The sequence below is a fragment of the Nonomuraea rosea genome (assembly GCF_039539705.1).
In the GTDB taxonomy this organism is placed as follows: domain Bacteria; phylum Actinomycetota; class Actinomycetes; order Streptosporangiales; family Streptosporangiaceae; genus Nonomuraea; species Nonomuraea rosea.
In genome coordinates, this window is record NZ_BAABDQ010000014.1 from 1 (window position 1) to 12,079 (window position 12,079).

Below are 12,079 nucleotides of genomic sequence, written 5' to 3' on the forward strand. Positions count from 1 at the left end.
AGCGCGTTCGCAACCTCACCCCTGGTGAGGGCCTGAACGCCGCCACCGGCGAGTACGTCAACATGTTCGAAGCCGGCATCCTCGACCCGGCCAAGGTGACGCGCTCGGCGCTGCAGAACGCCGCTTCCATCGCGGCGCTCTTCCTCACCACCGAGGCCGTCATCGCCGAGAAGCCCGAGAAGAACCCCGCTGCTCCGGCCATGCCGGGCGGCGGCGACATGGACTTCTAGGTCTTTTCTACGCCGTTGACACGAAGGGCGGCCCGGTTTTCCGGGTCGCCCTTGTTTTCGTTTCCGAGCCATTACGTTTCATAATTGATCCGCTACTTGGAGTGAGGAAAGGTGGGGGCCACACACCTCTCACCCAAAGGAGTAGTGGATGTTTTCCCGCACCAAGCGCATTTTCGGCATCGCCGCATTGACCATGGTCGCCGCGGGTGCCGCGACGGCCGTGGCCGCCCCCGCGCACGCCGGCGATGAATATTCGTTCGAATTGCAGCTGCTGCGCGAGCTGGAAGGCCCGTTCTGCCTGCCCAGCAGCGGCATCGGGATTCCGATCGTGGACGCGGTGCTCCCGCAGCTCATGGCGTGCGCCAGCGCGTCGTTCCTCGACTGAGTCACGCGGGCCCCGATTCGGCGGCGCCCTGCCCTCAGTGAGTGGGGCGCCTTTCGCCGGTCATTTCACCCGGGTTCTTTCCTTTGTGCCGCCCGGGTACTTTCACGTGGCCTTTTGCCGGGAGGGCGTGCCGCGCGCACGCCCTCCGGCTTGGACCGCGGAATCCGGGGCGTCAGACGCCGTAGTAGGCGACGATGTGGCCGCGGGCGAGCGTGTTGGCGGTGATGTTGAAGCCCACCACCGCCGGGCTCGCGCCGCCGTCCACGCCCAGCTTGTCGACGCCCAGCGCGTGGACGGTGAAGACGTAGCGGTGCGGGTCGCCGGGTGGCGGGGCCGCGCCGCCGTACTCCTTGGTCCCGTAGTCGTTGCGCGCGTGCACCGCGCCCGCGGGCAGGCCCTTGAAGTCGGGGGCCGTGCCCGCGCCCGCGGGCAGCTCCGTCACGGAGGCCGGGAGGTCGAACAGCACCCAGTGCCAGAACCCGCTGCCCGTGGGGGCGTCGGGGTCGTAGCAGGTGACGGCGTAGCCGCGGGTCCCGGCGGGCGCGCCGGACCAGCGGAGCTGGGGTGAGCGGTTCTGGCCCTTCATCCCCCAGTCGTTGAAGACGTGCAGGTCGCTGAGCGTCTGGCCGTCCTGGATGTCGTCACTCTCGACCACGAGCGCGGGGACCGACGGCAGGTGTTCATGTGGCAGCGGGGCTGGCACGGCATCCTCCTAGGTTGAGAGCATCTTCCGCCATCCTAGAAGCGGCCGTGCCCGCCGCCCCGTCAGAGCGCGAGCTGGGGTGGCAGCGCCTTGTCGTGCAGCACCGTGAGCGAGGTGACGGCTCGGGTCAGCACCACGTACAGCCTGGCCAGGCCCCTGGGTTCGGCGGCCACGATGTCCGCGGGCTCGACCACCACGACGTGGTCGTACTCCAGGCCCTTGGCCAGGGTCGCGGGGACGATCAGCAGGCGGTGGTCCTCGGCGGAGTCCGGGTCGAGCACGGCGTGGGGGAGGCCGGTCAGTGACCTGGAGACGTCCTCGACCATCGCGTCGGGGACGATGACGCCGATCGAGCCCTCCTTCGTGAGGGCCTCCCTGGCGGCGTCCGCGACGGCGCCGCCGCCGCGGACGGTGAGGGAGCCGAGGCCGGGGCGCAGAGACCGCGGCGCGGCCAGGTCGGGCGCGATGGAGGGCAGCAGGCGGGCGGCGAAGTCGAGGACCTCCCTCGGGACGCGGAAGCCGAGCGTCAGCTCCGTCACCTCCCCTTCGCGCTGCCCCAGGTGCTTGAGCACCGACGTCCACGAGCTGGTCGACCACGGGGTGGTGCCCTGGGCCAGGTCGCCGAGCACGGTGGCCGAGCCGTTGCGGCAGCGCCGGCCGAGCGCTCTGAGCTGCATCTCGGACAGGTCCTGGGCCTCGTCCACCACCAGGTGGCCGATGGAGGGGGTGCGCTCCATCAGGTCGTGGAGCTCGTCGAGGAGCGCGGCGTCCGCGGCGCTCCACTTCGCGGACTTCCAGCCCCGGTACGGCTTCCGCCAAAGCAGCATTTCTTGCTCTTCGGGCGACAAATCGGATTTGGCGGCCTTAGCGAGAAATTCCGGATCTGCGAGGAGGCGGAACAGGACCTGCTCGGGCGTCAGCTTGGGCCAGACCGCGTCCACGAGCTGCTTGACCGGCTTCGACCTGGCCACCGCGTCCTGAACCCGGTCGTCGGGCGACTCGCCGCGCTGCTCCATGCGTACGAGCACCATGTGGGCCAGCCGCTGCGCCAGCGCGGCCCGTCCCGGGTTGTACCGCGTGGTGCCGCGCAGCGAGGCCACGATCTCGCGCACCTCGTAGTCGGCGACCCGGAAGCGGTAGGCGCCCTTGGTGAACACCACGCCCTCCTCCGGCTTGACGATGTGCAGCCAGAGCGCGCGTTCGAGCACCGCGGCCATCCTGGCGTCGCCCTTCGCCGCCGCGACCATCGGGTCCTCGGGGGTGGCGTGCTCGCCGAGCAGCCCGGCCATGGTCGTCTGGTCGACCTTGATCTCGCCGAGCGCGGGCAGGACCGAGGAGATGTAGGACAGGAAGGCCCGGTTGGGCCCGACGATCATGACGCCGGACCTGGCCAGCCGCTCCCGGTGGGTGAACAGCAGATAGGCCGCCCGGTGCAGGCCCACAGCGGTCTTCCCGGTGCCGGGGGCGCCCTGCACGCAGACCGTCTGGGTCAGGGTGGAGCGGACGATCTCGTCCTGGTCGGGCTGGATCGTGGCGACGATGTCACGCATCGGGCCCGTGCGCGGTCGCTCGATCTCCTCGGTGAGGATCTTCGAGGGGCCGATCTCGCCGCCCTCGGCGAGCGGCTCGTCCTCGAACGCGGTCAGCGCGCCGCCGTGGTAGCCGAAGCGGCGCCGGCGTACGACGCCCATGGGGTCGCCGGGACTGGCCTGGTAGAACGCCCGGGACACCGGCGCGCGCCAGTCGATGACCAGCGGCCGGCTGGTGCCGTCGTGCACGTGGCGGCGGCCGACGTAGATCGTGCCGGGCAGGTCATCGCCACCTACGCGGTCGAGACGCCCGAAGAACAATGGCGTGTCCGGATGGTCGGCCAGCGCGGCCACCCGCTGGTCGAGCAGCGACTGGAGGATCTGCTGCGACACCCAGTCGCCCGCCGCGTCCGAGGACAGCGACTGGGCGTGGGCGCGCATGGCCTTGAGCGCGGCCCTGGACTCGGCCAGGTGGGCCTGCTCGGCGGAGAGCACGTCGGTGGGCACGTCGGGGGGTATGTCGGGGGCCAGTTGGTGTGCGGGCATGCGGAAATGCCTCCCATGGTGGAAAACGGAGGTGGTCAAGGCAGCGAATCAGCCAGCTTAACGGCGACTCCCGCATGCTTCCAAAACATTTATCGGTGGCCGCGCGGGTAGGGATAGGAGATGGCGCGGATCCAGGTCCAGTTCTCGCCGATCATCCCGACGATCGCGAGCTTCCTGCTGGCGGCGCTGTGGGGGTTGTCGGTGTTCGCGGGGTGGGGGCTGGAGGCGTTCTGCGCCGGCGGGGAGTCTGCCACCACGTGCTCGCAGCGGCTCGGCACGGTCTCCACGGTGTCGGGGCTGTTCGCCGCGCTCGCCGCCTGCAGCACGGCCGCCGCCTGGCTGCTGCCGTGGTCGCGGAACGACTCACGGACGTTCGGGCGGCTCATGGGCGCGGGCGTCGTCTCCTGGATCGTCGCCGAGGGCGTGCTGTTCCTCGGCGGCCTGCTCGTGCGCTGAGCACCGTAACGAACCCGGCGGAGTGCGCTTAGGTAACGAAGCTGTGAATCCCGAAAAATTGGGGCATTTCAGGTGGGTTTGTCGGATCATGGGGGTATGTCGCAGGCGGCGTGATAGTACGCAGGTGAGGGGGGTGGTTCGAATGTCTTCGGCCCGCGGAGTCTCGTGGACGTGACACAGCGACAATGCCTGGCCGCTCGGGCGAGCGGCCGGGCATTACTTCTCTTCAGACCCCGCCCAGCACGTCGTCGGCGTCGATGATCTGGTACGCGTACCCCTGCTCGGCCAGGAACCGCTGCCGGTGCGCCGCGAACTCCTGATCCACCGTGTCCCTGCTGACCACCGAGTAGAACCGGGCGCCCCCGCCGTCGGCCTTGGGCCGTAGCACCCGCCCGAGCCGCTGGGCCTCCTCCTGACGCGAGCCGAACGTCCCCGACACCTGGATCGCGACCGCCGCCTCCGGCAGGTCGATGGAGAAGTTGGCCACCTTCGACACCACCAGCACCTGGATCTCCTTGTCGCGGAAGGCCTGGTAGAGGCGCTCGCGCTCCTTGACCCTGGTCTCGCCCTTGATGACCGGCGCGTTGAGGTGCTCGCCGAGCTCGTCGAGCTGGTCGATGTACTGGCCGATGACCAGCACCTGCTCGCCCAGATGGCGGCGGACCAGCGCCTCGGTCACCACGGTCTTGGACGGCGTGGTGGCGCAGTAGCGGTAGCGCTCCTCCGACTCGGCCATCGCGTACGCCAGCCGCTCCTGATCCGTCAGCGTGACGCGTACTTCGACGCAGTCGGCGGGCGCGATCCAGCCCTGGTTCTCCATCTCCTTCCACGGCGCGTCGTAGCGCTTGGGACCGATCAGCGAGAACACGTCGCCTTCGCGCCCGTCCTCGCGCACCAGCGTCGCGGTGAGCCCGACCCGCCTGCGGGCCTGCAGGTCGGCGGTCATCCTGAAGATCGGCGCGGGCAGCAGGTGGACCTCGTCGTAGACGATCAGGCCCCAGTCGCGGGCGTCGAACAGCTCCAGATGGCTGTAGACGCCCTTCCGCCTGGTGGTCATCACCTGGTAGGTGGCGATGGTGACCGGGCGGATCTCCTTCTTCGTGCCGGAGTATTCGCCGATCTCGTCCTCGGTCAGCGTCGTGCGCTTGAGCAGCTCGGTCTTCCACTGGTGGGCGGAGACCGTGTTCGTCACCAGGATCAGCGTGGTGGCCCCGGCGCGCGCCATGGCCGCCGCGCCGACGATGGTCTTGCCCGCGCCACAGGGGAGCACGACCACGCCGGAGCCGCCGTACCAGAAGGCGTCGGCCGCCTCCTTCTGGTAGGAGCGCAGCGTCCAGCCGTCCTCCAGCAGCTTGATCGGATGCTGCTCGCCGTCCACGTAGCCGGCCAGGTCTTCGGCGGGCCAGCCCAGCTTGAGCAGGGCCTGCTTGACGTTGCCGCGGTCGCTCGGGTGCACGACGACCGAGTCGGGGGTCAGGCGCTCGCCCAGCATCGGCTGGATCTTCTTGGAGCGCAGCACCTCTTCGAGCACCGCGCGGTCGGTGGAGGTCAGGACCAGGCCGTTGGCCGGGTCCTTCTCCAGCCGCAACCGGCCGTAGCGGGCCATGGTCTCGGCGATGTCGACGAGCAGCGCGTGCGGCACCGGGTAGCGGCTGAAGCCGATCAGCGAGTCGACGACCTGCTCGGCGTCGTGTCCCGCGGCGCGGGCGTTCCACAGCGCCAGCGGGGTGACGCGGTAGGTGTGCACGTGTTCTGGAGCACGCTCGAGCTCGGCGAACGGCGCGATCGCCTTACGGCACGCGTCCGCTTTCTCGTGGTCGACCTCAAGCAGCAACGTCTTGTCCGACTGGACGATCAACGGTCCATCGCTCACTGGCATGTCTCCGTGGGGTTTCGGGGCCTGGCGCAACAGGACCATCGTCTCCTGATCCCGGCTCGGCCGCTCCGAGTGTCCAACAACGGACACGCCTGGATTAGTCCGTAGCGAGGTCAGGAGGCAATCGGCGGCTCAGTCGTCGAAGTAGCCGTTGAACCCCAGGAAGAGGAAGGTGCCGACGGTCAGCACGAAACCGAGCCCGAACAGGATCCAGCTCCAGAGCACCATCGTGCGGGCGCTCCGCGGCTCGGTGCGTGCCTTGCTCAGCGCCAGGCCGGCCAGGATCGCGCCGCCGATGCCCAGGATGTTGCAGCAGGAGACGATCGAGAGGAGGTTGAGCACGAGCGAGACGATCGCGTTGGCGCTGGGACCCTCGTTGCGCGGGGGCGGCGGATAGCCGTAGCCGTAGCCGTACTGCGGGGGTGGTTGCTGACCGTAGGGAGCCCCATAAGGTTGGTACGGATATCCCGGCGGATCTTCCTGACTCATGTTCACCTCCAGACACGTCAACACTTATCACGGAATCGACATGCGTCCGCCCGAGAGCAGGATCTCGCGACGGCCCCCCTGCTGTCAGCCCAATCGGGTCCGCAGCGCCTTCCTGTCGAGCTTGAGCACGCTCGTCACCGGCACCGAGTCGACGAACCGCACCTCGCGCGGATACTTCACCCGGCCGACCCGGTCGCGGGCCCACTCGATCAGGTCCTCGGCCGTCGCCGTGCCACCCTGCCTGAGCTGGACGAACGCCACGACCTCCTCGCCCACCCGCGGGTCCGGCCGGCCCACGACGCCCGAGATGACCACGTCGGGGTGCTGGTTGAGCGCGTCCTCGACGTCGCGCGGGAAGACGTTGAAGCCGCCGCGGATGATCAGGTCCTTCTTCCTGTCCACGATGAAGAGGTAGCCGTCGTCGTCCACGCAGCCGATGTCGCCGGTCCGCAGCTCGCCGCCGATCAGCGCGGTGCCCTCGGGGTCGGGCTCCTGCTCGCCCCAGTAGCCGAGCATCAGCGACTCGCCCGAGACGCAGATCTCCCCGACGTCGCCCATCTCCATCGCCTCGCCTGAGCTGTCGCGGATGGTGATCGAGTAGCCGGGCAGCGGCAGGCCGACGCTGCCGATCCGGCGCCGGCCCGGCGGGTTGAACGTGGTGACCGCGCTGGTCTCGGTCAGGCCGTAGCCCTCCAGGACCTGCACGCCCGGCATCCTGCGCTCGAACTCCGCCAGCGTCTCCCTGCCCAGCGGCGCCGCCCCGCAGGTGAGGTAGGCCAGGTCGGGCAGCGGGTGCGATTCGAGCGGTTCCGCGAGGAGCAGCTGGATCATGGAGGGCACGACGCTGCCGTACTCGACGTGCTGCTCGGCGGCCAGCTTCAGGAACGCCTCCGGCTCGAACCAGCGCATCAGCACCGCCTGCTGCGGCTCGACCGTGTGCATGGCGGCGACCGAGACGATCAGGCCGTATGCGTGCGAGAGCGGTACGGGGACCAGCGCCCGGTTCTTCCCTTCCTGGTGGGACATGTCGTAGGCGTCCTTGGCCACCCGCCACAGGCCGCCGTGGCTCAGCATGACGCCCTTGGCCTTGCCCGTGGTGCCGCCGGTGTACATGAGGGCGGCCAGGTCGCCCGCGTCCCTGCTGACGGGCCCGCGTTCGGCGGCCTGCTCCAGCTCGGCGGTGTCCACGAAGACGGGCAGTCCGGCCGCGGCGGCGCGGACGGTGCCGGCCAGCTCGGGTGAGGTGACGATCGCGGACGCGCCGCTGTCGGCGAGGATGTGCCGAAGCTCGTCCGCCCCCACCAGGAACACCACCGGCGTCACCACCGCGCCCGCGGCCCACAGCGCCTGGTAGATGAGCGGCACCTCGGGAGAGTTCGCCATCATCACGACCACGCGGTCGCCCGGCCCTATCCCCGCGGCGGCGAATCCGCCGCACATCCGGCGGGCCCGTTCGGCGAGTGCGTGACTGCGGTGCCAGACGCCTTCGTAGAACACCGAGTCGTAGTCGTCGAACCGGCTCCAGGACTCCTCGGCCAGCAGGCCCAGCGTTTGCTCGGTCACATGCACAACCTGATGCGATCGAGGTTGCGCAGTCAAGCCTTGGGGGCGCGAAGTCGCCCTTGACTAGTCATTGTGGACGGTGCTCTCATACACGGTAAATAGGCATTAATCTCCCTCTATGGCCATTCGCGTTTTCTCTCTGGCCTAGATCGTGTAATGGTGGGAGATCTAGTGGCCATCGGGCCTGCCGGGAGCAATGGAGAGCATGATCGACATGTCCGCGTCAGCGGCGTCGGCCGCGAACTTCCTGAGAAATGCCAGGTCGGGACGGCATTATGACGCTCTGTAATGGCTCGGTATTAAGCGAAGAAACTCGTTGTTCGTCGATATTTTCTGTAGAAAAGTTTCCAGTTAAGACCGAGGTGACTTCGTGACCGACACGCCTGAACCGGGCGAGATCGACCTCGACGACATAACGCTCAGTCAGAGCGTCATAACGGTGAACGAACGGCTGCGCGCGGTGGCCGTACCGATCCCGAGAGACCTCAACAGGCGGGAGGCCGACACGCTGCTGCGCTCGTACCTGGAGCCGGGCTGTTTTCCTGAGGCGGTGCGCCGGCTGAGCATGCGCCACCTGCTCGTCCTCGTGGGCGCGGAGGAGGTCGGCAAGCGATTAGGGGCCATCGCGCTGCTCTCCAGGATGTCGCTGGCCGAGGGCACGATCACGGTCCTGTCCCCGGCCGGGACCGCCGCCGACCTGCTGTCCAGGACCGAGTACGAGCCGGGGCGGGCCTATCTGCTGCACGACTGGATCGCCGAGAGCACCGATCGGATCGAGCTGGTCAACCTGGCGCGCAAGCTGGCCGAGCTGGGGTCGTACCTGGTCGTCACCAGGAACGGCGTGCCGTCGCAGGCCGTCGAGGTGGAGCACCCGTGGGCCGCGCCCGATCCGGGGGAGCTGTTCGACCTGTGCCTCAGGACGTTCCCGCTGCGGGCGGGGCGGGGCGGCGACGAGCTCGGCCGTGCGCGGTACCTGGCGCTCAGCCTGACGACGCCCGCCGAGGTGGTGCGCCTGGCCGCGCGCATGTCGCCAAGCGACCCGTCGGCCGGTGATTGGGGCGGCGGTCCGGTGGACGAGGAGGTCGCCGCCTGGTTCGACACGAAGCCGCCCATGCGGGAGGTGCTGGTCGTGGCGGCGCTGGCGTTCCTGCACGGGCTGGCCGAGCCGGACTTCGAGGTGCGGCTCGGGCGGCTGGAGCGGCTCTGCCATGAGAGCGGGCGCCGGCCCTACGGCGGCTCGCTGATCGCGGCCTCCGGAGAGGTCGCCGGGCTCCGCGTGCCGCGTCATCGCGGACAGGTGCTGGGGGAGCTGGTCGGACGGTACGGGTTCTGGCTCTGGCAGCCGCTGCGCGAATGGGTGCGTTCGCTGGCGGGCGAAGGGCCGGAGATCCAGGTACGGGCGGCCGAAGGGGTGGCGTTGCTGGCGGCGTACTCGGTGAAGGAGGTCCAGCACGAGTTCCTGGAGGTCTGGGCGCGCGGGACCGCGGCCGAGCGGGTGGCGGCAGCGCACGTGCTGTCGTACATGTGCGCCGACGAGGCTCTTGCTCCCGGGGCGCTCAGGCTGGCGCTGGAGTGGACGGCCGATCCCGGGCACGTCCGGGCGACGGCGGCGGCCGTGGCGCTGGGCGGCGGGCTCGCCCTCCGGTTCCCCGCCGACTCGGTGCGGGCGTTGTGGCGGCTCGGGGCCGGTACCGGCCCTGCGGCCACGGTGGCGGCGCGGTCGCTGGCGCTGCTGCTCAGGCAGGCGGGCGAACGCGACGACGACCGCTCCCGCGAGCTGACCGCCCTCGCGGCCGCACTCCGCACGGAGTGACCGGCCCGGGGGTCAGAGGCCGGCGACGCCGGTGATGCGGTGGAGGGCGAAGCGGTGGACGGCGGCCCTGGTCTCGTCGTACGCGGTCAGGTAGCCGCCCTCCATCCTGGCCGGCTCCAGGATGCGCGAGGTCGCGTTGCCCTGCGAGTCGAGGTAGCCGATCCACACGCGTATGCCCTGCTTGATCGCGTCCTGGAGGGCCGAGATCGTGGCGGTGGCGGGCCCGCGCGGCACCTGGCCGCCGGGCGCGGCGGAGGGCTCGCGCCGGCTCAGGTGCGCCGCGTCCCCCGCCCGCAGCGCGCGCACGGCCGCGGTGATCACCTCAGGATCGAGGCCGTTGGCCGACGAGGCGACCCGGGCCGGGGCCGGCCCTTCGGTACGGCGGCTGTCGAGCTGCGAGATGATCACGTCGCCGTCGAGCGACTCGGCGACGGGGGCGTACCCCATGGCCCGCAGCGAGTCGACCAGCGCCGCCCTGGAGGAGCGGGAGGCGATGACGGTGGGAGCCAGCCTGCGCAGCCGCAGCGCGGCCGCGCGCCGGTCGGCGGTGATCTGGTCGAGGAGCGCGGGGTCGTCGCAGCGGATGTACGCGCTGGCCGTCCCGACCCGGATGCGGCCGTGCCGCCTGGCCACATCGGTCACCAGGTACGACAGCGCCTGCGGCACCGGCGTGGCCGAATGGCGGGCCAGCATCGAGACCAGCTCCTCGCCACCGTGCCCCGCGTCGAGCGCGCGCCGGATCGAGCCCTCGCTGAACCGGTAGACCGTGGCCCCGCCCTTCGACTCCACATCGGCGGTGAGCGTCATCCAGCGGTTGAGCTCGCTCGTGAGCGGCCCCGGCGCGACGGCCGTGAGGTCGGCCTGGAGCAGCACGTGATCGACGGGCTCCGGCAGCAGCGGCGCGAGCACCCGCGCGGCGTCGGAGCCGTCGATCAGCGCCCGTCCGTGCCCCGACAGCGCGCCCAGCCCGGTCACGCCGATCTGCTCGGCCTCCCGCAACGCGAACTCGGTGAGCTGCTCGCGCAGCGGCCCCCGCCTGCGGGGCTGCTCCCAGGCGAGCCGCCCGAGCACGGAGTCGCGATCGGGCGCGAGGCCGGGCGCCGCGGCGAGCACGCTCAGCGTGGCCGCCCTGACGCCGGGCGCGGACGCGCGGCGCAGGTCGGCGTGCAGGGCGTTGAGCGGCCTGTCGCGCTCGTCCCGCTCGCCGACCAGCCCCGGCAGCCGGTCCATGTGCAGCCACGTGACCGCCAGCGTCACCCAGCGCTCGGCGGTCGCCCTGACCCGCCACAGGTCGTAGCCGGAGGTCGGCAGCCATTCGCCGTCCACGCCGCCGCCCGCAGCGATCAGCCCGGCGGCGTGCGCCACCTCGACGACCAGCGCCGCCACCCACTCGGGCAGGTCCAGGTCGGTCGCCGTACGTTTCAGATCGCGTACGCCCAGCCCGCCGGTACGCAGCACGCCGGGCGGCTCGGCGCTCCACCGCTCGCACAGCTCCTCGACCGACCTGACGAACGAGAACGCCTGCCCCGCCGCCGTCCGGTCGGCCAGGTCGCGGTCACGCGAAGCGCCTTCGAGCGGCGGCGGCACGGCCATGAGGTCGCGGTGCACCCGGCCGCCGCGCAGGTGGAGCCCCACCTCGCGGGGCAGGGCCACGCTTTCCTCACCGGTGGCCGCCAGCAGCCCGCGGGCGAGCAGCTCTTCGATGGGCGAGCGCGCGGACGCCACGCGTACCTCACGCCTGGCGTTGGGCACCCGCCCGGTCGGCGGGCCCCAGACGAGCTGGTCGAGCGCGCCCCTGGCCTCGGCGGAGACCGCCTCGATCAGCGCGGCGGGCTCGGTCAGCGCGGTCGCCAGCCGTTCCTTGCCGGAGCCCTGGGTGCCCGGGGCGATGTCGTCGGCCATCTCGTCGAGCAGCTCGGGAGCGTGATGCCGGAACACGTCGACCGCCTTCGGGCCCAGCCCGGCCGGGTCCTCCAGCACCTTGCGCACGCCGGGGCCCAGGTCGAGCGCGTCGTCGGGCCCGTAGACCAGCGCCAGCTCGGCCAGCCTGCCGAGCGCCGCCGTCAGCGCCGGGTCGGGGTCGCCGGCCCGCGGCGTACGGCTGCGCCCATTCCGCCCATTCCGGGCTGAGGACGTGGCGGCCCGGGGGGCGTCGGCTGCGGGCGTGCCGGTCCGCGGCGCGGCGCCCGGTGGCGTGCCGCCGGGGCCGTCGGTCGCGAGGGCCGCGCCGATGAGGTCGCTCAGCGCCTGCTTCGACACCGGCCCGTCCTGTACGGCCAGCGTCTCGACGACGGCCAGCGTGAACCGGTCGAGCCGGTCGAGCACCCTGCCGATCGCCGAAGGACTACCCGCTCGCGACGCGAGGCCCTCCAGGTGCGCGGGCACCGGAGTGATCAGCTCGGGACGCGCGGCGACGAGCGCCCGCAGCTGTTCGTCGGTGCGCCCCCTGATCCACTCCGTGAACTCCATCGTTGCCATGGTATGTCCAC

General features: G+C 70.9%; 10 protein-coding genes. 4 read left to right on the forward strand and 6 right to left on the reverse strand.

The genetic code is table 11. From position 1 onward, the window contains the following. On the forward strand, positions 1 to 230 hold a 230-nt coding region (locus ABEA43_RS29540), incomplete at its 5' end, for a TCP-1/cpn60 chaperonin family protein (protein WP_345566830.1). A gap of 148 nt (positions 231 to 378) precedes the next feature. Next, complete coding sequence (locus tag ABEA43_RS29545; protein ID WP_345566831.1) at positions 379 to 615, forward strand: hypothetical protein; 237 nt, start codon at positions 379 to 381, stop codon at positions 613 to 615. Between the two features lie 172 nt (positions 616 to 787). On the opposite strand, the gene ABEA43_RS29550 is transcribed toward ABEA43_RS29545, so the two are convergent. Beyond that, complete coding sequence (locus ABEA43_RS29550; RefSeq protein ID WP_345566832.1) at positions 788 to 1,318, reverse strand: YbhB/YbcL family Raf kinase inhibitor-like protein; 531 nt, start codon at positions 1,316 to 1,318, stop codon at positions 788 to 790. Between the two features lie 62 nt (positions 1,319 to 1,380). Next, the gene (locus tag ABEA43_RS29555; RefSeq protein WP_345566834.1) at positions 1,381 to 3,393 is read right to left on the reverse strand and encodes a HelD family protein; all 2,013 of its coding nucleotides are present in this window, start codon (positions 3,391 to 3,393) and stop codon (positions 1,381 to 1,383) included. Positions 3,394 to 3,513: 120 nt separating this feature from the next. Here ABEA43_RS29555 and ABEA43_RS29560 point away from each other — a divergent pair, with 120 nt between their 5' ends. Next, complete coding sequence (locus tag ABEA43_RS29560) at positions 3,514 to 3,849, forward strand: hypothetical protein (protein ID WP_345566835.1); 336 nt, start codon at positions 3,514 to 3,516, stop codon at positions 3,847 to 3,849. Between the two features lie 226 nt (positions 3,850 to 4,075). Here the strand turns inward: ABEA43_RS29560 and ABEA43_RS29565 are convergent, their stop codons facing one another. From ABEA43_RS29565 to ABEA43_RS29575, 3 genes are all read right to left on the reverse strand, one after another. Then, the gene (locus tag ABEA43_RS29565; RefSeq protein ID WP_345566837.1) at positions 4,076 to 5,728 is read right to left on the reverse strand and encodes a DNA repair helicase XPB; all 1,653 of its coding nucleotides are present in this window, start codon (positions 5,726 to 5,728) and stop codon (positions 4,076 to 4,078) included. Positions 5,729 to 5,857: 129 nt separating this feature from the next. Further along, positions 5,858 to 6,214: a DUF4190 domain-containing protein gene (locus tag ABEA43_RS29570; protein ID WP_345566839.1), complete on the reverse strand. Its 357-nt coding sequence runs from the start codon at positions 6,212 to 6,214 to the stop codon at positions 5,858 to 5,860. An 84-nt stretch (positions 6,215 to 6,298) separates the two neighbouring features. Further along, on the reverse strand, positions 6,299 to 7,777 hold the full coding sequence (locus ABEA43_RS29575) for a class I adenylate-forming enzyme family protein (protein WP_345566841.1): 1,479 nt from the start codon (positions 7,775 to 7,777) through the stop codon (positions 6,299 to 6,301). 370 nt (positions 7,778 to 8,147) lie between these two features. Here ABEA43_RS29575 and ABEA43_RS29580 point away from each other — a divergent pair, with 370 nt between their 5' ends. Then, positions 8,148 to 9,590, forward strand: a complete 1,443-nt coding sequence (locus ABEA43_RS29580; RefSeq protein ID WP_345566843.1) for a hypothetical protein — start codon at positions 8,148 to 8,150, stop codon at positions 9,588 to 9,590. A gap of 12 nt (positions 9,591 to 9,602) precedes the next feature. On the opposite strand, the gene ABEA43_RS29585 is transcribed toward ABEA43_RS29580, so the two are convergent. Further along, on the reverse strand, positions 9,603 to 12,059 hold the full coding sequence (locus ABEA43_RS29585) for a helicase-associated domain-containing protein (RefSeq protein ID WP_345566844.1): 2,457 nt from the start codon (positions 12,057 to 12,059) through the stop codon (positions 9,603 to 9,605). Positions 12,060 to 12,079: the final 20 nt, after the last annotated feature.